Origin of the sequence: Streptomyces lasiicapitis (assembly GCF_014646335.1) — a bacterium.
Taxonomy (GTDB): Bacteria; Actinomycetota; Actinomycetes; order Streptomycetales; family Streptomycetaceae; genus Streptomyces; species Streptomyces lasiicapitis.
Window position 1 is genome coordinate 300,315 of record NZ_BMNG01000001.1, and the last position, 21,879, is coordinate 322,193.

Consider the following 21,879-nt stretch of genomic DNA (forward strand, 5'->3'; position numbering starts at 1 on the left):
AGTGGCAAATCGTGACCGTTTCGCGCCCCCGGATTGCCCCCTGATGCCCCCCGTTGTCAGCGGGGCATGCCACCATCATGCGGGCGGTGACTGGTGATACGAGATCAAGAAGAGGCGACGGAGCAGCAGGGCGTGCAACCCGACAAGACGGCCGGCACCCCTGCGGACGCGGCACGCCCGGACACCGGTGAGCACGTCCACCCCGCCGCGGACGACCTCGACCACCACCTCCCCGACTGCGCAGACGACGACGCGCACTCCGAGCGCGTGGAGGGCGACGAACCCCTCCTCCCCGCGCGCGTGCACCGACCCTCCGACCTCATGCGGCTGCTCGTCGGCATCCTGGCGATCGCCGCGCTGCTCCTGATCTCCGCGTTCGCGCACGGCACGACGTCGGGCCTGGAGCAGGACATCAACGCGGGCACGGGCGAGCCCCCGGACCTGCTGATGAAGCTGGCCGGGCTCACCGCGAGCATCGGCGTGCTGCTGGTCCCCGTGGCGTTCGCCATCGAGCGCCTGATCAAGCGGGACGGGCTGCGCATCGCCGACGGCGTCCTCGCGGCCGTCCTCGCGCACGGCGTGACGCTGGCCACCGACCTGTGGGTGGCGAAGGCCGCCCCGGAGTCCATCCAGGACGCGCTCACCCAGCCCTCCCCGGGGGGCCTCAACTCCCTCACGGACCCGGTGCACGGCTACCTCGCGCCGGTCATCGCGTACATGACCGCCGTGGGCATGTCCCGCAGACCCCGCTGGCGCGTCGTCCTGCTCGTGGTGCTGCTGCTCGAAGCCTTCACGATGCTGGTCTCGGGCAACACGACACCGTTCTCGATCATCCTGACGGTGCTCATCGGCTGGACCGTGGCCTACGGCACGCTGTACGCGGTCGGCTCGCCCAACGTGCAGCCCACCGGGCAGACGCTGCTGGCGGGCCTCAGGCACGTCGGCTTCCGCCCGGTGAGCGCGGCCCGCGAGGAGTCCGGCGAGGCCTCCGACCAGGACAACCGCGGCAGACGCTACTTCGTGACGCTGGAGGAAGGACCACCCCTGGACGTCACGGTCATCGACCGCGAACAGCAGGCGCAGGGCTTCTTCTACCGCGTGTGGCGCCGTCTCACGCTGCGCGGCATCACCCAGCGCCGCAGCCTCCAGTCGCTGCGCCAGGCCCTGGAGCAGGAGGCCCTGCTCGCGTACGCGGCCATCGCGGCGGGCGCCAACGCGCCCAAGCTGATCGCCACCTCCGAGCTGGGCCCGGACGCCGTGATCCTCGTGTACGAGCACACGGGCGGCCGCTCCCTGGACTCGCTGCCGGACACGGCCCTCACCGACGACCTCATGCGCGGCACCTGGCGCCAGGTCAAGGCGCTCCAGTCGCGCCGCATCGCGCACCGCAGGCTGGCCGGTGACGCCATCCTGGTGGATCGTTCCGGCACGGTGATCCTGACCGATCTGCGCGGCGGCGAGATCGCGGCCGGCGACCTGGTCCTGCGCATGGACATCGCCCAGCTCCTGACGGCGTTCGGGCTGCGCGTGGGTGCCGAGCGCGCGGTCGCCACGGCCGTCGACGTCCTCGGCCCGGACGCCGTCGCGGACTGTATGCCGCTGCTCCAGCCGATCGCCCTGACCCGCTCCACGCGCGGGACGCTGCGCAAGCGGGCCCGTGAGCGTGCCCAGCGGGAGCGCGACGCCGTCCTCGAAGCCTCACGCAGGACGAAGCTCGCGCGCGCGCAGGCCGAGGCGGAGGCGGCGGGCGAGGAGCCCGCCGGGACCGTGGCGGCCGCCACGGACGGCCTCGACCAGACGGCCACCGACAGTCCGGACCTGGCCACCGCAGGCAAGCCGGACCAGACCGCCGCGGACGAGCCGGACCTGGCCACTGCGGACAAGCCGGACTTGGCCGCCGCCGGGAACCCGGATCAGGCCACCCCGCGCAAACCCGTCCTCGCCGCCTCCCAGAAGTCGGAAGCGGCCACCGCCCGCAAGTCCCTGCGCGCGGAGAAGCAGGCCGAGAAGCAGGCCATAGACGAAGCTCTGGAGCAGGCCCGCGAGGAGGACCTGCTCACACAGATCCGCCACCAGGTGCTCCTGATCCGGCCCACGGCCCCCGTGGAACCGGCGCAGCTGGAGCGGATCAGGCCGCGCACGCTGATCAGCTTCATCGCCGGCGCCTTCGGCGCGTACTTCCTGCTGTCGCAGCTCACGCACGTCGACTTCGGCACCATCTTCGGAGAGGCCGAGTGGGGCTGGGTCGCCGCGGCCATGGCGTTCTCGGCGCTGAGCTACTTCGCCGCGGCGATGAGCCTGCTCGGCTTCGTGCCGGAGCGGGTGCCGTTCCTGCGGGCCGTGTCCGCGCAGGTCGCCGGGTCGTTCGTGAAGATGGTGGCGCCCGCGGCGGTGGGCGGTGTCGCACTGAACACCCGCTTCCTCCAGCGCTCGGGCGTGCGCTCCGGGCTCGCGGTGGCGAGCGTCGGCGCCTCCCAGCTCTTCGGCCTCGGCTCGCACATCCTGCTCCTTCTGGTGTTCGGGTACGTCACGGGTACGCAGAAGACGCCGACCCTGACGCCGTCGAGGACGGTCATCGCGGGCCTGCTGACGGTCGCGGTCCTCGTGCTCGTGGTGACCGCCATCCCGTTCCTGCGGAAGTTCGTCGTCACGCGCGTGCGGTCGCTGTTCGCCGGTGTCGTACCGCGCATGCTCGACGTCCTGCAGCGCCCGCAGAAGCTGCTCACCGGCATCGGCGGCATGCTGCTCCTGACGTTCCTGTTCGTGCTGTGCCTGGACGCCTCGGTGCGGGCCTTCGCGAGCGAGGAGATGGGCACGCTGAGCCTGGCCAGCGTGGCCGTGGTCTTCCTCGCGGGCAACGCGCTCGGCTCGGCGGCCCCCACGCCGGGCGGCATCGGCGCGGTGGAGGCGACGCTGACGCTCGGCCTGATCGCGGTGGGCGTACCGAAGGACGTGGCGGCGCCCGCGGTGCTGCTCTACCGGCTGCTCACGCTGTGGCTGCCGGTGCTCCCCGGATGGCTGTTCTTCAACCACCTCACCCGTAAGGGGCTGTTGTAGGGGCGCCTTGACGGACTCGCCCGCAGGATGGAGCCATGCCCAAGCTCCCGCCGCGCGCCAAGGCCCTGTCCGCCACCGCCGTCCTGCTGACCGCCGCGCTCGCGGCGTGCGGGGACTCCGGCTCCGACTCCTCGGACGGGGCGTCGCCGGACCAGAAGCTGAGCTGGCGGGACTGCCCGGCCCCGTCCGCGGCGGAGGGCGGCGGCACGGCGCCCTCGCCGCTGCCCGGCGGCGCCGAGTGGCAGTGCGCCACCATGAAGGCGCCGCTCGACTGGGACGAGCCCAAGGGCGACACGGTGGACATCGCGCTGATCCGCGCCAAGGCGAGCGGCAACGAGAACAAGCGCGTCGGGTCCCTCATCTTCAACTTCGGCGGCCCCGGCGGCTCGGGCATCACCACGCTGCCCGCCTTCGGCTCGGACTACGCGAAGCTGCGCACCCGCTACGACCTGGTGAGCTTCGACCCGCGCGGCGTCGGCCGCAGCGCGGGCGTCAAGTGCGAGGACGCCGAGCAGCTCGACGCGTACTACCAGCAGGACGCTACGCCCGACGACGACGCCGAGCGGACCGAGCTCATCGACAACGTGAAGAAGTTCAACGGCGAGTGCGAGAAGAACTCCAAGAAGGTGCTCCCCCATGTGCGCACCACGGACGCGGCCCGTGACATGGATCTGATGCGCCAGGTGCTCGGAGACGACAAGTTGTACTACTTCGGCATCTCCTACGGCACCGAACTCGGCGGCGTGTACGCCCACTTGTTCCCCAAGAAGGTGGGCCGCGCGGTCTTCGACGCGGTCGTCGACCCCACCCAGACGCCCGAGGAGGGCTCCCTGGGGCAGGCCGAGGGCTTCCAGCTCGCGCTCGACAACTTCGCCAAGGACTGCACCTCGCAGGAGGAGGACTGCCCCGTCGGTGACAGCGAGCAGGACGTCAAGGACCGTATCGCGGGGCTCCTGAAGGACCTCGACAAGAAGCCGCTGCCCGCGCTGCCGCCGCGCGAGCTGACGCAGACCGCGGCGACGAACGGCATCGCGCAGGCCCTGTACTCCAAGGACTTCTGGCCCTACCTCACCCAGGGCCTCGAAGACGCCTACGACGGCAACGGCAAGATCCTCATGGTCCTGTCCGACTCGATGAACGGACGCAACGAGGACGGCGAGTACAGCAACATCCAGGCGGCCAACGTCGCCATCAACTGCGCCGACGACAAGCCGCGTTACACGGCCGACGACGTCGAGGCGAAGCTGCCCGAGTTCCGCGAGGCCTCGCCGCTGTTCGGCGACTATCTCGCGTGGGGCATGGTCAACTGCACCGACTGGGCGGTCGACGGCCAGGCGGACCACCCGGACGTGAGCGCCGCGGGCGCCGCGCCCGTCCTCGTCATCGGCAACACCGGCGACCCGGCCACGCCGTACGAGGGCGCGCGCAAGATGGTGGACGCCCTCGGCAAGGGCGTCGGCGTCGAGCTGACGTACAAGGGCCAGGGGCACGGGGCGTACGACAGCAAGAACAAGTGTGTGCGCGGTGCCGTGGACGGCTATCTGCTGAACGGCACGGTGCCCAAGGCGAACACCATCTGCTCCTGATCGGACGCCCGCCGACGGGCCTTGTCAGTGGCCCTGCCTACTATGGCCTGACTGTCTTCCGAGGGGGGAAGCGTCGTGCCGCGATTCGTACGGTCAGCAGCTCTGGCCGCCGCAGGGGTTCTGGTGGCCGGGCTCGCCGTGGGATGCGGCGGCTCGTCCGATGACAAGGGGGCCAAGGGTGACGAGGCCGACGGGAAGCGGCCGGCGCCCACCGGGCCCGACCAGGCGCCGAGGCCCGACCCCTCCTCCACCCTGCCCGCCTCCCTCACCACGCAGAAGCTCGACTGGGGCCGCTGCGAGGCCTCGGGCAGCGACGCGGCGCCGGGTGACGAGTGGCAGTGCGCGAAGCTCAGGGTCCCCCTCGACTACGAGAAGCCGGACGGCGAGACGATCGGCATCGCGCTGATCCGCGCCAGGTCCACCGGCAAGGGCGACCGCATCGGCTCGCTCCTGTTCAACTTCGGCGGTCCGGGCGGCTCCGGCGTCTCCATGCTGCCCTCCTTCGGGGACTCGTACGGCAAGCTGCGCGAGCGGTACGACCTGGTGAGCTTCGACCCGCGCGGGGTCGCGGGCAGCGAGGGCGTGCGCTGCCGCAGCGACAAGGACACCCAGGCCGCGGAGAACACCGACCTCACCCCGGACACCCCCGCCGAGGAGCAGGCGTACTTCAAGGACGCGGCCGACTTCGGCGCCGGCTGCGCGCGCGCCGCCAAGAAGCTGCTCCCGCACGTCTCGACGGCCGAGGCGGCCCGCGACATGGACGTGCTGCGCCAGGTCCTCGGCGACGAGAAGCTGCACTACTTCGGCATCTCCTACGGCACCGAACTCGGCGGTACGTACGCCCACTTGTTCCCCAAGAAGGTCGGCCGCCTCACCCTCGACGCGGTGGTGGACCCGACGTCGGGCGCGGTGGGCCACGCCGAGAACCAGGCGCGGGGCTTCCAGCGCGCCCTCGACAACTACCTGAAGGCAAACGGCCAGGACCCGAAGGCGGGCACCAAGAAGATCGTCGACCTGCTGCGCCGCATCGACGCGAAGCCGCTGCGCACGGACACGCCGGGCCGGAAGCTGAGCGAGTCCCTCGCGACGACCGGCATCACGGTCACGCTGTACAGCAAGCAGACCTGGCCCGCCCTGACCAACGCCCTGGAAGAGGCCGAGAAGGGCAACGGCACGGCCCTGCTGCAACTGGCCGACGCGTACAACGAACGGGACGCGTCGGGGAGTTACAGCACGCAGAGCCACTCGCAGCGCGCGATCTCCTGCCGTGACGACAAGGAGCGGCCGACGCCGGAGCAGGCCAAGGCTCGCCTCGACCGGTTCCGCGAGATATCCCCGCTGTTCGGCACCTTCATGGGCTGGGACACGGCGGGCTGGTGCCACGACTGGCCGGTGGCCGGGCTGAACGAGAGCCCCGAGGTGAGCGCCCCCGGCGCCGCCCCCGTCCTCGTCGTCGGCAACACCGGCGACCCGGCCACGCCCTACGAAGGCGCCCGGAAGATGGCGGACGAGCTGGGCAAGGGCGTGGGCGTCCACCTGACGTGGAAGGGCGAGGGCCACGGGGCGTACGGCAACGGCAGCGACTGCGTCGACGGCACGATCAACGACTACATGCTGGACGGCAAGGTCCCGGACGACAACAAGGTCTGCGAGTCCTGAGCGACGGGTGGCCCGAGGCCGGCTGCGCGGGCCGGCCCGCGCAGCCGAAAGCCCCGCCCACCGGAAGGTGAGCGGGGCCCGGGAAAACCGCGAACTGCTCTAGTAGACCGGCTTCTCCGGCTCGATCTGGTGGACCCACCCGATCACGCCGCCGCCCACGTGCACCGCGTCCGCGAAGCCCGCGGACTTGAGCACGGCGAGGACCTCCGCACTGCGGACACCCGTCTTGCAGTGCAGGACGATCTTCTTGTCCTGCGGGAGCGTCTCCAGGGCGGTGCCCATGAGGAACTCGTTCTTCGGGATCAGCTTGGCGCCCGGGATGGAGACGATCTCGTACTCGTTCGGCTCGCGGACGTCGATGATCTCGATCTTCTCGTCGGCGTCGATCCACTCCTTGAGCTGCTTGGGAGTGATCGTCGAACCGGCCGCCGCCTCCTGGGCCTCTTCGGAGACGACGCCGCAGAAGGCCTCGTAGTCGATGAGCTCGGTGACGGTGGGGTTCTCGCCGCAGACCGCGCAGTCGGGGTCCTTGCGGACCTTGACCTGGCGGTACTGCATCTCCAGGGCGTCGTAGATCATCAGGCGGCCGACGAGCGGCTCGCCGATGCCCGCGAGGAGCTTGATGGCCTCGTTGACCTGGATGGAGCCGATCGACGCGCAGAGCACGCCGAGCACGCCGCCCTCGGCGCAGGAGGGGACCATGCCGGGGGGCGGGGGCTCCGGGTACAGGCAGCGGTAGCACGGTCCGTGCTCGGACCAGAAGACCGAGGCCTGGCCGTCGAAGCGGTAGATCGAGCCCCATACGTAGGGCTTGTTGAGGAGCACGCAGGCGTCGTTGACGAGGTAGCGCGTGGCGAAGTTGTCGGTGCCGTCGACGATCAGGTCGTACTGACTGAAGATGTCCATCACGTTGTCGGCCTCGAGCCGCTCCTCGTGCAGGACCACGTTCACGTACGGATTGATGCCGAGGACCGAGTCCTTCGCGGACGCCGCCTTGGAGCGGCCGATGTCGGCCTGGCTGTGGATGATCTGGCGCTGCAGATTCGACTCGTCGACCTCGTCGAACTCCACGATGCCGAGGGTGCCCACACCCGCCGCCGCGAGGTACATGAGCGCCGGTGACCCGAGGCCGCCGGCGCCCACACAGAGCACCTTGGCGTTCTTCAGCCGCTTCTGCCCGTCCATCCCGACGTCGGGGATGATCAGGTGGCGGGAGTACCTGCGGACCTCGTCGACGGTGAGCTCAGATGCTGGCTCGACCAGGGGTGGCAGCGACACGGGGACTCCGTTGGTCGGAAGTTTGATCGGGGTCCCCCGAGCCGGGCGCGGCCGGCGAGGGGGACGTTCGTTCTCCTCGTAACACTGCCATGGCCATCTTCATTCCGAGACACCTGGTCCGACCCGCGAGACGATCTCGTCCCAGTAACCGGGCAGGGCCTCCCAGGGGTCGGCGGCCCGGCCCGCTTCGGTGCGGTCGGTGAAGTAGATCGTCGACGCCCCTTGCCAGCGGGCGACGCGCAGAGCCTCGTCGAGATGGCCGCGGGGCATGCCGTGGACGAGGTGGCAGAAGCGTTCGGGCGGGTGGTCGGCGGTCCACTCGGCGACCTGCGACCAGCGGTAGGCGCTCCAGGGCCCGGCGAAGGTCACCAACTGGTCGGCGGCGTCGGCGTATCCGGGGTACGGGTGGGTGCCGTGGCCGAACACGATGTGCCCGTCGTCGGGCCCGTCGCGGAGCAGGGCGCGCAGGGTGGTGACCGTGCGCGCGACCTCCGGCAGTGCCGCGCGCTCGGTCGGGCAGCGGCCGAGGAAGAAGCCGTCCACCAGATACCAGTCGAGGTAGCGGTGGGCGTCGGAGACCAGCTCGCCGAAGCCACGGGCGCCGTACGTCACATCGAGGTGCCCGAGGACCCGGACGCCCGCGTTCCGCAGCCGTCCGGCGGCATCCAGGCAGTGCGGGTCGGGCCGGTCGCCCGGACCGTTGTCGACATTCAGGACAACCCAGTGCAAAGGGGTGCCGGGTCGGGTGAGTTCGGTCCATTCGGTGGGGGCGAGCAGGGGGTGGGCGAAGCCGGGGACGCCGAATCCGACGCGTACGTCGGTCTGGGCGACGCCCGTGGCCGTGCTGCTCAGATGCGGCATGCCGCCTCCATCCAGATGTCGGCCAGGGACTCTTCGAGGTTGATGCGGGGCCGCCAGCCGAGCCGGTCGCGCGCGGTGCGCACGTCGGCCTGCTGCCAGCTGCCGCAGCCGTCGGGGTAGGGGTACGCGGTCGGTCCCACGTGGTCGGGGTCGGCGCGGGGGTGGCCGATGGCGGGCCGCAGGGACTGCTGGTCGAGCTCGTGCAGCGCGCCGCCGTAGCCCGCGACACGTGCGAGCACGGCCGCCGCGTCCCGCAGCCGCACGGCGCGCCCGGAGCCGATGTTGACGACGCCCTGGGCCGCGGAGAGCGAGGCGGCGTGCACGGCGCGGGCGATGTCGCGCACGTCGATGAAGTCCCGCTGGACGCCGAGTCCGCCGAGTTTGAGCTCGCCGTCGCCGGACTGCATGGCGCGCCGCATGGCTTCGGCGAGGCGGCCGAGGGGCGATCCCGCGGGGGTGCCGGGGCCCGCGGGCGAGAACACCCGCAGGACGACGGCGTCGAGGCCGGAGCCGAGGACGAGTTCGGTGGCGGCGAGCTTGCTGACGCCGTACGGCCCGCCGGGGCGTGGCACGGCGTCCTCGGCCGTGGACGATCCCGGCTGGCTGGGGCCGTATTCGGCGCCGCAGCCGAGCTGCACCAGGCGGGCGCCGCAGCCGCTGCGGCGCAGGGCCTCGCAGACGGTGGCGACGGCGACGGTGTTGTGCCGGGTCAGTTCGCGGGCGCCGCCGCGCGTGGCGCCCGCGCAGTTGATGACGACGCCCGGGTGCACGGCGTCCAGGAAGCGGGTGAGCGCGCCGGGGCTGCCGCTCGCGAGGTCGAACCGCACGTCCGAGTCGTCGCCCCGGCCGAGTGCGGTGAGCTGCACGGCCGGGTCGGCGAGCAGCCGGTCGGCCACGAAGCGGCCGAGGTATCCGTTGGCTCCGATCAGCAGCACCCTCATCGGGCGCCTCCCGGGACGGACGCTCGGAGGCTGGGGGTGGTCATCTGGGCTTCTCCTTCAGGGTGTTGCCGAGTTCAGGGCACTGGTGGTCTGGGGGCGGGGCGCGGGGCCCCGGGGCGGCCCTGTACTGCGGCCGCGCGTGGCGCCCCTGCCTGGGCAGGGGCGCGGGACGGTGTCGAGGGGCGCGCCGGGAAGGCGTCGCGCCGCTCGCGGTTGGTGGTGCGCTCCGGCGTGGCGGGGCGCACCGGGGCGACGGGGCGGGGGTAACGCGCTCACCGCGCACCACCCGGGGTCGCGTGAGCGGAGGTGCCGCCCGAGCCGGGTGCGGAGGTCCCGCCCAGGTCATGTGCGGTGGCGTGCGCGGAGGCACGGCCCAGGACGCGGATCGCGCGGACGAGGAGCACCACGGTCCCGGCGGCGCACGCGAGGGCGGCCACCGCTCCGGTGCCGCCCGCCTCGGCCAGGCGCTCGACGGGCGCCGCGAGGAATCCGCATCCCGGCAGCCGGCCCGCGAACACCAGGGCCACCGCCGCGACTTGTGCCGCGCCGACCGTCGCGTAGACGAGGGCGGGGGCGCGCCGGGAGCCGTGGGTGCGGAGCATCCGGCCGAGCCAGAGGAGCGCGGCCAGCGCGCCCGCGCCGGTCAGGGTGAGGGCCGCGTCCGGTCCCGGCACCGGCAGGGCGCCCACGCCGATGAGCAGCGCGCCCACCGCGCACGCGTACAGCGCGAAGACCGCGATCAGCAACGGCCGTACGGACGCGGCGAATTCGGCGAGTCCCCGGCTCGCGCCGAGCCGTCCGCCCGCCCGGACGGCGAAGAGCCGGGCACACCACAGCGCGGGCGCGACGGCACCCGCGAGGACGAGGGCGGCCGCGGCCGAGGGTGCCGCGGGCCCGTTCGCCGCGATCAGCCCGTCCGGGCCGACCAGGTCGTCCGGTCCGCCCGCGAGCGCGGCTCGCAGCAGCCCGTCGCCGAGCAGGGCGTACGCGAGCAGCCAGCACACCCACGCGCGCGTGAGCCGCCCTGCCGGGCGCGCGGCGCGCAGCGGGCCGTACCGCAGGGCAGCCCATCCGGCCGCGGCGACAGCGAGGGCGCCGCCGAGAGCCACCGCGAGGCGGGCGTGGCCGGCGGCCGGGCCGAGTCCGCCGATCGGGCCGAGTCCGGCGACCGCGAGGGCGCAGGTGGCGCCGGGAAGCAACGCCAACACCGCCCATCCGCGCGGGACCTGGGCTCCGGTCTCGCCCCGGACGTCACCGGTGGCGTCGGCCAGGGCGTCCCACTCCGCGCTGTCCTGCGGCGCACGCGCGTACATCTCCTCCGCGAGCGCGAACACGTCGCGGTGCCGGAACCGCGCGGCCGTGCGGTCGGTGACTCCGTGCGCCTCCAGGCCCGCCGCGATCTCCAGCGGGTCGACGGCGCGCTCGCAGAGGTCGCGGTGGCGGTGCATGAGGGCCTTGACGGGGTCGGCGGGGCCGCGGCGGGGGGTGGTGGTGGAGGTGCATTCGGAGGCCGCTGCGGGGGTGTGTCCCGAAGTGGCTGTGGAGGTACGTCCCGAGGCGGCCGTGGGAGTACGTTCGGAGGCTGCTTCGGTCGTACGTCGCGAAGTTGCCGCTTCCGCAGGGGCGCCCCCGACCTCGGCCCCGGTCACCAACCCCTCCGACCGCGCGTCCCAGCCCTCCGCGCCCTCGGGTGCCCGCGGCACGTCCACCGATCGTTCCGGCCGAGCCGTCATGACAACGCCTCCCTCAGGCCGAGGCCCAACCCGGGGCGTTTGCCGCCCTGTTGGCGTGCGGCGGCGGCCCAGCTCGGCGCGGGGGCGGGCGTGGCCGTGGACGCGGGCACATCGGAAACCCCGCCCGCACCGGACAGCCCCGAAACCCCGGACTCGCCCCCGCCGGCCCCCGTCCCGCCCCGAGCCGCCCACCGCCCCGGCACATACGCCTCGGCCGGGTGCGCGAACGGCACCGGCTCGCCCGCCTCGTTCAGGGCCTCCCGCCGGACCGGGCAGTGCGAGACGATCTCCAGGTAAATGCCGTTAAATGCTGCGATGTTCTGCTCGACCGTGAAGAGTTCGAGTGCGCGTGCCCGTGCCGCGGCCCCCAGGCGCGCGCGGCGCTCGGGGTCGCGCAGGAGCGCCACGCATGCCTGCGCGAGCGCCCGCGGATTGCGCGGCGGGACCACGAGCCCGGTGCCGCCGATGACCTCCACCACGGCGCCGACGTCCGTGGAGACGGTCGCGCGGCCGCAGAGCATCGCCTCGATCACGCTGATGGGGAAGCCCTCGACGACGCTGGACAGGACGACCACGCCGCCCGCCGCGTACGCGTCCGGGAGGTCGGGCACCTCCGGGCCGCCGATCTCCTCGAAGGAGACCGGGTTGTCGCCGACGGCGTGCGCGCCGTCGGCCTCGTCGGGGAAGAGCTGCGCGGCGAGCGCCCTGCAGTGGTCGAGGTAGGCCGCCTCCTCCGGGCCTTCGGCGAGCGCGCCCGCGATGCGCAGGCGGGCCTTGGGCTCCTCCTTGCGGACCTCGGCGAAGGCGTGCAGGAGCGAGATCAGGTCCTTCGCGGGCTCGACCCGGCCGACCCAGATCAGGGTCTGCGGCTCCCCCGCGTCCTCCCGCTCGCCGACCTCGCCGAAGCGTCCCGCGGGCAGGCCCGGGTAGACCGTGCGCAGCTTCGCGCGGTCGGCGCCGCACCGTTCCTGCCAGCGGCGCGCGTGCGCGTTGCCGGGCGTGATGACGGTGGCCCGGCCGTACACCTCGGTGGCGAGCCGGCCGTGGAACGCGGCGAGCAGCGCCCGCGCGGGCGCGCCGAGCCCCGGCTCACCACCCGCACGCGCACCCGAACCCGCCGCACCCGAACCCGCACCGGCCGCACCGGCCGCACCCGCCCCGAGCACACCCGCCGAACCAGCCCCAGCCCCAGCCCCAGCCAAATAGTGCGCCCGCAACTGCACCCCATACTCGGTGACCAGCAACGGCACCCCCGCGAAGTGCTTGGCCAGCAACCCCGGCAGCGCGGCACCGCCACCCGCCGTGGCGTGGCAGAGGTCGACCGCGCCCAGCTCGTCGTCCCCGTACCAGTCCAGGGACAGCGGCCGCAGCACCCGCTCCAACTCGGCGGCGACGGCCAGCAGATCGGGCACGCGGGCGGCGCGCACGGCACGCGGCGCGCCGGGCGCGCGGCAGGCGCTCTCCAGGGCGCGCACGGCGGCCTCGGAGCGCAGGGCGCCGATCAGGCCGCCCGACTCACGGGCGAGTTCGGCGAGCCCGTACAGAGCGCTGCCGAAACGGTCCGCCAACTGGCCGGAGTCATCCGCCCCGGCACACACGACCCCCGCCAGCTCCCCGAAACACTCGACGAACCTCCGCCGCACCCGCCGGCCGAGGCCGAGACCACCCCCCGCCCCCCAGAGCGAAGCGCTCCGCACCCGCCGCACCTGCGCCGGCAGCTCCACCCACCCCCGCGCCTCCTGCCGCTCACTGCGGCTCAGCGCGTACACGTCGAATTCGTGCTGCCCGAGCCCGCGCACGAGCCGGTCGCACCAGAGCCTGGCCTCACCGTCCACATACGGATAGCCACCCTCCGTAAGCAGTCCAATGCGCACGCGTGCACCCCCGATCTCCCATATGGGGAGCCGCCGTTGGACCGACGGCTCGCAGCGGGACGAACGTATGCGGACATGACGGTGGCGCGACGGACGGTTGTCCATCGCGCCACCAGAAGGGGTGAAGAGCCGTAACTTTCCCGCGCCGGTCGCGTTCCGTCGCGCTATAGCAGGCCCAGGTCAGGCCGATAGCACCGCAAATGCCACGTCAACATCCAAGAGGGATCCGACGTCGTGACGCAACGTCACGCTGCGGCCAGCTCCTTGCCCGCCGCTCCGGACGCGCCCGGAGAAATGGCCCGCCGCGCCGTGCGCCGCGCCGCCGCGGCCGCCGGATCAAGGGCGGGCACGGCCGCGAGCAACTGCCGCGTGTACGGGTCCTGCGGCGAGCCGTACACCTCGTCCACGGAGCCGTACTCGACGATCCGCCCGCGCCGCATCACCGCGACCCGGTCGCTGACCTGACGTACCACCGCCAGATCGTGCGCCACGAAGACGAGCGCGAGCCCCAATTCCCGCTGGAGCTCGGCCAGCAGGGCCGTGACCTGCGCCTGTGTGGTGACGTCGAGGGCGGAGACCGGCTCGTCGCAGACGATCAGGCGGGGCTCGGCGGCGAGTGCCCGCGCGATGCCGACGCGCTGGCGCTGGCCGCCGCTGAACTCGTGCGGGTAGCGGCCGTAGTGCGCCGGGTCGAGGCCGACGCGCTCCATGAGGTCCCGTACGCGGGTGCGGATCGCGTTCTCGTCGCGGTCGCCCCGCGCACGCAGCGGATCGGCGATCGACTCGCCCACCGAGCGCCGCGGGTTGAGCGACGAGACGGGGTCCTGGAACACCATCTGCACCCCCGGCACGACACCCTTGCCGGACTTCTCCGCACCCCCGTGGCGGAGCAGTCCGGCCGTCGGCTCCAGGAGCCCGACGAGCATCCGGCCGAGGGTGGTCTTGCCGCTGCCGCTCTCGCCGACGATGCCGAGCGTCTCGCCGCGCCGCACGCTGAGCGAGACCCCGTCGACGGCGGCGAAGGCCCCCCTGCCGCGCCCGAACTCGCGCCGCAGCCCCTCGGCCTCGACCACGACGTCGCCCAGGTCGCCGGGGCGCTCCTCGCGGGCGGCGTCCACCCGGGGCACGGCACTCAGGAGCTGTCGGGTGTACGCCTCCCGCGGCGCCGCCAGGACATCGGCGACGCCGCCGCTCTCGACGACGCGACCGTGCCGCATGACGAGCACGTCGTCGATGCTCTCCGCCGCGACACCCACGTCGTGGGTGACCAGGAGCAGACCCATGCCGGTCTCCTCGCGCAGCTCGTGCAGCAGGTCGAGGATCTGCGCCTGCACGGTCACGTCCAGGGCGGTCGTCGGCTCGTCGGCGACGATCAGCTGCGGCTCGCAGGCGAGCGCCATGGCGATCAGGGCGCGCTGGCGCATGCCGCCGCTGAACTCGTGCGGGCGCGAGCGGGCGCGGCGGGCCGCGTCGGGGATGCCGACGCGGTCGAGCACCTCGGCGGCCCGGGCCCGTGCGGCGCGCCGGGAGGCCTTGGAGTGCGTCCGGTACACCTCGGCGATCTGGTCGCCCACCGCGTAGTACGGGTCGAGGGAGGACAGCGGGTCCTGGAAGACCATCGCGGCGACCGGGCCGCGAAGCCGCCGCAGTTCGGCGTCCGTGGCCGCGCCGACGTCGGTGCCGCCGACGCGTACGGAGCCCGTGACGCGGGCGCCCGTGCCCCGGTGGAGCCCGAGCAGCGCGGACGCGACGGTCGACTTGCCGGATCCCGACTCGCCGACGAGGCCGAGGGCCCCGCCGCGCTCCAGCGTGAAGGAGACCGAGTCCACGGCGCGCACGTCGCCGAACTCGACGCTCAGGTCGTCCACTTGGACAAGACCTTGGACAAGACCTTGTTCGAGACTCTGGTCGGGGCTCATGACAGCACCACCCGTCGGTCGGCCACCGCGTACAGCACATCCGCGACGGCGTTGGCGAGGACCACGAAGAAGCCGGTGACCATGACCATGCCGACGACCACCGGCAGGTCGACGACCCGGACCGCCTGCACGAGTTCGCGCCCGAGCCCGGGGAGGCCGAACAGCGTCTCGGTGAGCAGGGCGCCGCCGAACATCGACCCGAAGTCGTTGGCGCTGAGCGCGATCACGGGGGCGAGCGCGCCGCGCAGGGCGTGCCGCCCGACGATGGACCGCTCCTTGACGCCGTACGCGCGGAAGGTGCGCACATGGTCCTCGGCGAGCGTCTCCAGCATCGAGGCGCGCGTCAGGCGGGCGTACTTGGCGGCTTCGATGAGCGCGAGCGACACCCAGGGCAGGAGCAGGTTCCACGCCCACTGCTGCGGATCCTCGGTGAACGGCACGTACTGCGGGAACGGCAGCCACTGCAACTGGCCGCAGATCAGGATCATCAGGATCAGACCGATGACGAACACGGGCGTGGCCGTGCCCGCGAGGGTGACGCCGGTCAGGATCCGCTCGGTGGCGCGGCCGCGTCGCCAGGCGGAGAGCACGCCGGTGCCGACGCCGAGGATCAGCCACAGCACCATCGCGCCGATCGCGAGCGATCCTGTGACCGGCACCTTGTTCAGGATCAGCTCGGTGACCTGCTGGTCGGTCTGGTACGACAGGCCGAGGCAGGGCGCGTCGCAGTGCAGCACGCCGGTGCCGGTCGAGTAGTCGTGGCCGGCGAAGATGCCGCTCAGGAAGTCCAGGTACCGCGTGTGGATCGGGTCGTCGAGCTTCAACTGCTCGGAGACCTGCTGCACTTGGGCCGGCGAGCAGCGCGGGCCGCAGGTGATCTGGGCGACGTCGCCGGGCGCCACGTAGAAGACGGCGTAGATGACGACGGACAGCACGAAGAGGGTGACGACGGCACCGAGGGCGCGGCGTACGACGAACCCGGTGAAGCCGCCACCGAGCAGACCGCCGAATCCGCCGGTGAGCCTACGAGCCTTGGTGGCCACAGAGGTGGCCGCGGAAGCGGACGCAGTCGTGGTCATGAGCCCCCCTCCCGCTTCCGGCCGGTGCCGATCCGCAGCCGCGACGCCGCCCGCGGATCGAGCGCGGTGCGCACCCCGTCGCCGAGGACGGTCAGCGCGAGCACGGTCACGAACAGCGCGGCGGCGGGCAGCAGCAGGTACTGCGGGGCCGCCTGGTACCAGACGTCGGCCGAGGTCAGCATCTGTCCCCAGGACGCGGTGGGCGGCTTCACGCCGACGCCGAGGAAGGACAGGGCCGCCTCGACGGTGATGTTGGTGGGGACGAGCAGTGCCGCGTACGTGATGACGGGCGCGGCGAGCGCGGGCAGCAGCTCGCGGCGCGCGATCCGCACCCCGCCCCAGCCACTGAGCCGGGCCGCCGCCACATGGTCGAGCGACTTCAGAGAGATGGTCCCGGCGCGCACGATCTTCGCGACGCCGCCCCACTGTATGAAGCCGACGACCAGGGCGACGAGCACCGGCCTCGGGACACTGCTCGGTATGACGGCGAGCAGCGCGAGGGCGAAGACCATCAGGGGCAGCGCCACCATGACGTCGGTGGCGCGGCTGAGCGTCTGGTCGAGCCAGCGCCCGCCGAGCCCGCTGGCGAGCCCGACGGCGACGCCGAGGACGATCTGCAGCAGCGTGGCCGCGAGGGCGACACCCAGGGAGACGCGTGCTCCGTAGACGAGCCGTGCGAACAGGTCGCGTCCGGTCTGCGGTTCGACGCCGAGCCAGTGGTCGGCGCTGATGCCGCCGAATGAGCCGACGGGCACGCCGCCGCGCGCGGAGTCGACGAGACCGGGGTGGTACGAGGTGGGGTCCTGGCCCTCCAGGGCGGTGAGCAGGGGCGCGGCGAGCGCGACCAGGACGAGCAGCGCGACGACGGCTGCCGCGACGAGGGCGGCGCGCTGTGTGCGCAGCCGCCGCCAGAACTGACGGGCTCCGGAGGCGGGGACGGGCGCCTTCGTGGCACCCGCCCCCGGTGTCTCCGAGGCCAACAGGGCCTCACTCATGACAGATTGACCTGAATCCGTGCTTCGTCCGCGCTACTTGACCGCGACCTGGGAGACGTCGAGGACGCCCGTCCAGTCACTGATCACGACGTTCTTGATGTCCTTGCCGTACAGGCGCTTGTAGACCGGGTGGAACAGCGGCACGTTCAGGGCCTTGGCGCCGATCTTCTTGTCGAGGGCGCCCCACCTCTTGGCGGCCGCGTCATGGTCAGTCAACTTGTTGATCGAATCAATCTCCGCATTGACCGACTTGTCATTGTGGAAGCTGGAGTTGAAGTTGTATCCATCGTTGACGATCTGACGGCCGTCGAAGATCGGCGCCAGGAACGGACCGCCGGAGGGCCAGTCGGCACCCCAGTGGGCGAGGAACAGGCCGGGCTCGTCCTTGGCGTCGTGGACCTTGTCCTCGTAGTCGTTGTCCTCCAGGCCCTGGAGCTTGACGGTGATGCCGGCCTTCTTCAGGGCGTCCTGGAGAGCGGTGGCGATCTCCGGGCTGGTCTCGAAGTTCTTGTCGTTGGAGTGCGTGAGCGTGATGGTCAGGCCGTCCTTGTGACCGGCCTCCTTCAGGAGCTCCTTGGCCTTCTTGGCGTTGCCGGAGGCGCCCGCCGGGAAGTGGTCGAACTTCGTGTATCCGAAGGACTTCTGGTTCGGCAGGAACGTGGTCGCGGGCTCGGCGAGCGAGGAGCCGCCGGCGGCGTTGATGACGGAGGTGCGGTCGACGGCGTAGGAGATGGCCTGGCGGACCTTCGGGTCGTCGAACGGCTTCACCTTCGGGTTGAAGGCGAGGTAGTTGGTGTAGCCGAAGTGTCCGGTGCCGACCTGCGCGGCGAGCTTCTTGTCACCGCTGACCTTGGCGAGTTCGGCGGGACCGAGGTTGGTGTCGGTGGTGATCGCGGCGGCGTCGGCGCCCTGGCTCGCGGAGAGCCGCTGGTTGATGACGGACGAGTTGAGGCCGGAGCGCACGTCGATCTTGTCGGGGTAGGCCTTGCGCTCGGCGTCGGTCTTCGCGGACCAGTGCGGGTTGCGCTCCAACTGGAGCCGCTCGCCGTCGCCGCTGTTCTTGACGACCTTGTAGGGGCCGGTCGAGACCGGGTGCTCCTCGTACTTGGTGCCCTCGTCCTTGGCCTTCGGCACGGGCGCGAACGACGTCTGCGTGGCCACGTAGTCGAAGTCGCCGACGGGCTTGTTGAGGCGGAAGACGATCGTCTGGTCGTCCGGCGTCTCGACGGAGTCCAGGCCCTTCTTGTCCTTGTAGGGGCCCTGGTACTTGTCGCCGCCGATGAGCCAGTCCCGCAGGAAGGGCGCGCCGCCGGACAGTTCGGCGGCGAACGAGCGCTCGATGCCGTACTTGATGTCCTTGGTCGTGACCGGCGAGCCGTCCTCGAACCTGACCCCCTTCTTGATCTTGTACGTCCACACCGTGGCGTTCTCGCTCGGCTTGCCGAGGCTCTCGGCGAGGTCGGGGACGACCTTGGTGCCGGTGGCGCCGTCCTCGCGGTTGCGAGTGGTCAGGGTGCGGAAGACGAGGCTCGGTACGTTGCCGCCGCCGGAGGTGTAGAGGCGCGCCGGGTCGAAGTCGCTCTGCGGGTTGCTGTTGAGGACGGTGAGCGTGCCGCCCTGCTGCGGCTTGCCGCCGCCGCCCGCCTCGTTCTTGTCGTCCGGGCCCGCGCAGGCGGCGGCGCCGACGGACAGCACGACCAGGGTGGCGGACGCCACTGCCACGCGACGGGATATGACGGACTTCTGACGACGCAGACGCATCGGAGTGCCTCTCGGGAAGCGAAAGAGAAAGATTCAGGGATTCGCGAGAGCCCACCCCGGGCGACACACGCCGAATGCGGCTCAAGACCTGCTCAGGACCTGCCGCGCCCTGCCGCGCGCACCGCAGCAAGGCGGTTCGGGCACACAGCGGGGAGGAATGCGGCAGAGCCGAGAGAAAACGAAGCAGAAGCGACGCACTCGCCGGGGGCGGGCGTCAGCGACAGTGAATGTCGGCCACGCAGAGCGCGGTCACGCCGAACAGCGCCAGCTCAAGGGCGGCGCTCGCGGAGGCGTGACGGATCGACATGCGGAGAAATATGGATGATGCCGCGCGGAATGTCAACGCGAGGCCCGGTTCGTCCCCCGTCCCGGTGACGGGACCGGGACGGGACCTGCTCAACTCTTCGGGAACGCCCAGGGGTTGGCCTTGCAGCGGATGCCGTCATGGTTGAGGAACTTGGTCTGCTGCTGCATGACCGGGGCGAGTTCGCCGTCGCGGCGGCAGTCGACGTGGCCGTAGCCGAGTCGGTGGCCGACCTCGTGGTTGATCAGCATCTGCCGGTACGGGTGGATGCGGTCGCCGTAGGTCTTGGCGCCCTGCGCCCAGCGGTAGGCGTTGATCATCACGCGGTCCGTGGCGGCCGAATCGCACGACACATTCTGCTGCCAGGTGTCGAGACCGGATTTGGCGCACCATTTCGCGGTGGTTCCCGGACTCGCCAGCGTAATGACGAAATTTGGCTTTCCGGAGGAGATCCGCTCGAAGGTCCGGCCGCCGCCGTGCGCCCAACTCCGGCCGTCGTTCAGGGTTTTCTGCACGGCCTGCGCGAACAGGGTGCCGTCCAGGCCCATACCCTTCTCGACGTCGACGCGGTAGCGGAATTTCTGCCCCTTGCCGGGCGCCTTGTCGAATCCGCGGACCGCGTCGAATTTCCCGGCCGCGGTGAGTTTCGCGTCCAGCGGGTACTTCTTGCCCATTTTCTGGTCGTACGTCGCCGGGGCCGCGGGCGCGGACTTGGACGGCGCGGGGCGGTTGTCCGAGCGGGACGCCTCGGAGCCCTGGCCGTCGCGGCTCTCGCCCTTCTCCGCGGCGCGCGCGGGCGATCCGTCGTCCTTGGACCCGTCGGTGACCTGACCGGCCACGACGACGGCGAGGACGGTGGTGACGGCGGCCGCGGCGATGCCGGTGACGGTGCGGCCGCGGTTCCTCTCGCGTTTCCGGGCGGCGCCGGCTTCGGACCGGCCGTCGTCGCCGTACGACCCGTCGTCGTCGAAGTCGTCGCCGTCGTCGCCGTCGTTCCCGCCACCGCCGGGCCCGTCCGTGTCCCAGGTCGTGACGGACTCGTACGGATCGCGCGGGGGCGTGCGCCGCGTGGCGGCCGCTCCGCCGGCGAACACATCTGTGTCGTCCAGGTCGTCGAGCGCGTCGGCGCCGAACGCGTCGACGTAGTCCCGCCGGGGCCCGGGAGCCACGCTCCCGCGCTGCTGCGGCGGCACGACGCCGTACCCAGCGCCCATCCGGGGCCCGGCCCCGGTGCCCCCGACCTCACCCCAGCCGCCCCCGGCCTCCCGCTGCTCGGGGTGACCACCACGGACGTGCGGGACGCCGTGCGACGGGGTGTGCTGAGGGAAGCCGTGCGGGGGTGTGTGCTGCGGGACGCCGTGCGGGGGTGTTTGTTGGGGAACCCCGTGCGGAGGCGTGTGCTGGGGAATGCCGTGCGGCGGCGTCTGCTGCGGGACCCCGCCCGGCGGAGTCGCCTGCGGTACGCCGTGGGCGGGTGTGGCGTCCGGCGCGCCGGGACCGCGCCTGCGTCGGCCGGGGCCGGGGGCGGCGCCCTTGGGCTGCGCCTTCGCGGCACCGGCCTGCTGTATACCGGAGGTGCTGGTGGTGTCCGAGGTATCTGCCGGGCCCCGGCGGCTATGACGTCCCACGCCGCGCCTCAGCTCCTCGAACCGGAATCGTGGTGGTCACTCACAGCGCCACGATCGCGCACAGTACGCGGATCACTCAACACATCCGGCTCCGACACCTCATCTGTATCAGCCACGACATCGGACTCGGCTTCGCCCACAGGGGCGGCCAGGGGATCGGCCACGGCCAACTCCCCTGCGTCGGCGAGCAGTTCACGGATCGCGGCGGCGACCGTCTGCGGGTACTCCATCATCGCCACGTGTCCCGCGTCCCTCAGCGTGAGCAGCCGCGAGTCACGGAAGGCCGCGGCCGCCTTGCGCGCCATGCGGTACGACACGAGCAGGTCCCGGCCGCCGTACACAAGGAGCGTCGGCGCGAGCACCCGCTCCGCCTGCCGCCACAGACCGTGCTGACCGCCCAGCGTGTACGCGTTCACGATGCCGCGCGCCGACCGCGCCATCGCGTCCCAGAAGTACGGCAGCGCGAGCCGCCGCTCCATCTCGCGCACCGCGGCCCGGAACCCCTCGGGCGTGACCCGCGCCGGATCGCCGTAACAAAGACCGAGCACGCCACGGACCCGCTGCTCGGCCGACCACTCCTTGGTGAGCCGGTTGAACAGGCCCACGACGCCGGGCACCGCGAGCAGCCCCGTCGGCACCGCCGTGCGCTGCACCCGCAGCTCCGGCAGCGCGGGCGAGATCAGCGTGAGCGTGCGCACCAGGTCGGGCCGGACCGCGGCGACGCGCGTCGACACGGCGCCGCCCATCGAATTGGCCACCAGATGCACGGGGCCGCGCCCGCTGGCGTCGAGATAACGGATGACCGCGCGCGCGTGCCCGGTCACCGAGTAGTCGCCGTCGTCCGGTGGCGGCGAGTCGCCGAAGCCGGGCAGGTCGAGCGCCGCGCAGTCCACGACGTCCTCGAGCAGCGGCATCAGCGCCGACCAGTTCTGCGAGGAGCCGCCGAGCCCGTGCACGTACAGCGCGGGCGGCAGGCCGGAGCGCGTCGAGGGCCGCGAGCGCACGTTCAGCGTGAGCCCGGGAAGGGCGACCGAGTCGAGCCGCTCGCCCTCGGCGACGGCGACGGCGCCCGGCTTGGGGGCGGCGACAGCGGCCAGCACATCCGGCAACTCGGTCGAAGACATGCGGGCAATGTTACGAGACGATCACGCGTGGGATCGCGTGTTCGGCATCACAGATCCCGTACGGATCGCGTAGCGGCCCG

The 21,879-nt window shown here is 72.2% G+C and carries 15 protein-coding genes; 3 read left to right on the top strand and 12 right to left on the bottom strand.

Annotated features, from left to right (window positions below; all coding sequences use genetic code 11):
• Window positions 1-93: 93 nt before the first annotated feature.
• The 3 genes from IEY91_RS01365 to IEY91_RS01375 all read left to right on the top strand — a co-directional run bounded on the left by IEY91_RS01365 (window position 94) and on the right by IEY91_RS01375 (window position 6,302).
• On the top strand, window positions 94-3,057 hold the full coding sequence (locus IEY91_RS01365) for a lysylphosphatidylglycerol synthase transmembrane domain-containing protein (protein WP_189172498.1): 2,964 nt from the start codon (window positions 94-96) through the stop codon (window positions 3,055-3,057).
• A gap of 35 nt (window positions 3,058-3,092) precedes the next feature.
• Entirely contained in the window at window positions 3,093-4,643 is a 1,551-nt protein-coding gene (locus IEY91_RS01370; protein ID WP_189172499.1) for an alpha/beta hydrolase, read from the top strand.
• Window positions 4,644-4,718: 75 nt separating this feature from the next.
• Window positions 4,719-6,302 carry an alpha/beta hydrolase gene (locus tag IEY91_RS01375; RefSeq protein ID WP_189172500.1) on the top strand — a complete coding sequence of 528 codons (1,584 nt, stop codon included), beginning with the start codon at window positions 4,719-4,721 and terminating at the stop codon, window positions 6,300-6,302.
• A 99-nt stretch (window positions 6,303-6,401) separates the two neighbouring features.
• Here IEY91_RS01375 and moeZ read toward each other — a convergent pair whose 3' ends face one another.
• The 12 genes from moeZ to IEY91_RS01430 all read right to left on the bottom strand — a co-directional run bounded on the left by moeZ (window position 6,402) and on the right by IEY91_RS01430 (window position 21,799).
• Window positions 6,402-7,580 (bottom strand): adenylyltransferase/sulfurtransferase MoeZ, encoded by a 1,179-nt coding sequence (gene moeZ, locus IEY91_RS01380; protein WP_164320927.1) that lies wholly within the window; start codon window positions 7,578-7,580, stop codon window positions 6,402-6,404.
• A gap of 99 nt (window positions 7,581-7,679) precedes the next feature.
• The gene (locus IEY91_RS01385) at window positions 7,680-8,441 is read right to left on the bottom strand and encodes a spherulation-specific family 4 protein (RefSeq protein ID WP_164320929.1); all 762 of its coding nucleotides are present in this window, start codon (window positions 8,439-8,441) and stop codon (window positions 7,680-7,682) included.
• Window positions 8,429-9,382, bottom strand: a complete 954-nt coding sequence (locus IEY91_RS01390; RefSeq protein ID WP_164320931.1) for an NAD-dependent epimerase/dehydratase family protein — start codon at window positions 9,380-9,382, stop codon at window positions 8,429-8,431. The genes IEY91_RS01385 and IEY91_RS01390 overlap by 13 nt, the downstream gene beginning before the upstream one ends.
• A gap of 272 nt (window positions 9,383-9,654) precedes the next feature.
• Complete coding sequence (locus tag IEY91_RS01395; protein ID WP_189172501.1) at window positions 9,655-11,115, bottom strand: hypothetical protein; 1,461 nt, start codon at window positions 11,113-11,115, stop codon at window positions 9,655-9,657.
• Window positions 11,112-12,989, bottom strand: coding sequence for a glycosyltransferase (locus tag IEY91_RS01400; RefSeq protein WP_189172502.1), 1,878 nt, complete (start codon window positions 12,987-12,989; stop codon window positions 11,112-11,114). The genes IEY91_RS01395 and IEY91_RS01400 overlap by 4 nt, the downstream gene beginning before the upstream one ends.
• 245 nt (window positions 12,990-13,234) lie before the next feature.
• Entirely contained in the window at window positions 13,235-14,908 is a 1,674-nt protein-coding gene (locus IEY91_RS01405; RefSeq protein WP_189172503.1) for a dipeptide ABC transporter ATP-binding protein, read from the bottom strand.
• Window positions 14,905-15,987: an ABC transporter permease gene (locus IEY91_RS01410; protein WP_373287865.1), complete on the bottom strand. Its 1,083-nt coding sequence runs from the start codon at window positions 15,985-15,987 to the stop codon at window positions 14,905-14,907. Before IEY91_RS01410 ends, IEY91_RS01405 begins: the two co-directional genes overlap by 4 nt.
• Window positions 15,984-16,982: an ABC transporter permease gene (locus IEY91_RS01415; RefSeq protein ID WP_164320936.1), complete on the bottom strand. Its 999-nt coding sequence runs from the start codon at window positions 16,980-16,982 to the stop codon at window positions 15,984-15,986. The genes IEY91_RS01410 and IEY91_RS01415 overlap by 4 nt, the downstream gene beginning before the upstream one ends.
• A 33-nt stretch (window positions 16,983-17,015) precedes the next feature.
• Window positions 17,016-18,743, bottom strand: coding sequence for an ABC transporter substrate-binding protein (locus IEY91_RS01420; RefSeq protein WP_189172504.1), 1,728 nt, complete (start codon window positions 18,741-18,743; stop codon window positions 17,016-17,018).
• 214 nt (window positions 18,744-18,957) lie between these two features.
• Window positions 18,958-19,050, bottom strand: coding sequence for an Ms4533A family Cys-rich leader peptide (locus IEY91_RS42565; RefSeq protein WP_310592296.1), 93 nt, complete (start codon window positions 19,048-19,050; stop codon window positions 18,958-18,960).
• An 89-nt stretch (window positions 19,051-19,139) separates the two neighbouring features.
• Window positions 19,140-20,675 (bottom strand): DUF3152 domain-containing protein, encoded by a 1,536-nt coding sequence (locus tag IEY91_RS01425; protein ID WP_189172505.1) that lies wholly within the window; start codon window positions 20,673-20,675, stop codon window positions 19,140-19,142.
• A gap of 8 nt (window positions 20,676-20,683) precedes the next feature.
• Window positions 20,684-21,799, bottom strand: coding sequence for an alpha/beta fold hydrolase (locus IEY91_RS01430; RefSeq protein ID WP_189172506.1), 1,116 nt, complete (start codon window positions 21,797-21,799; stop codon window positions 20,684-20,686).
• Window positions 21,800-21,879: the final 80 nt, after the last annotated feature.

Excerpts from the sequence above, each read along its gene's own strand:
- IEY91_RS01370 (WP_189172499.1), top strand. The coding sequence starts at position 3,093 with ATGCCCAAGCTCCCGCCGCGCGCCAAGGCCCTGTCCGCCACCGCCGTC.
- IEY91_RS01430 (WP_189172506.1), bottom strand. The coding sequence starts at position 21,799 with ATGTCTTCGACCGAGTTGCCGGATGTGCTGGCCGCTGTCGCCGCCCCC.
- IEY91_RS01395 (WP_189172501.1), bottom strand. The coding sequence starts at position 11,115 with ATGACGGCTCGGCCGGAACGATCGGTGGACGTGCCGCGGGCACCCGAG.
- IEY91_RS42565 (WP_310592296.1), bottom strand. The coding sequence starts at position 19,050 with ATGTCGATCCGTCACGCCTCCGCGAGCGCCGCCCTTGAGCTGGCGCTG.
- IEY91_RS01390 (WP_164320931.1), bottom strand. The coding sequence starts at position 9,382 with ATGAGGGTGCTGCTGATCGGAGCCAACGGATACCTCGGCCGCTTCGTG.
- IEY91_RS01410 (WP_373287865.1), bottom strand. The coding sequence starts at position 15,987 with ATGACCACGACTGCGTCCGCTTCCGCGGCCACCTCTGTGGCCACCAAG.
- IEY91_RS01415 (WP_164320936.1), bottom strand. The coding sequence starts at position 16,982 with ATGAGTGAGGCCCTGTTGGCCTCGGAGACACCGGGGGCGGGTGCCACG.
- IEY91_RS01420 (WP_189172504.1), bottom strand. The coding sequence starts at position 18,743 with ATGCGTCTGCGTCGTCAGAAGTCCGTCATATCCCGTCGCGTGGCAGTG.
- IEY91_RS01405 (WP_189172503.1), bottom strand. The coding sequence starts at position 14,908 with ATGAGCCCCGACCAGAGTCTCGAACAAGGTCTTGTCCAAGGTCTTGTC.
- IEY91_RS01385 (WP_164320929.1), bottom strand. The coding sequence starts at position 8,441 with ATGCCGCATCTGAGCAGCACGGCCACGGGCGTCGCCCAGACCGACGTA.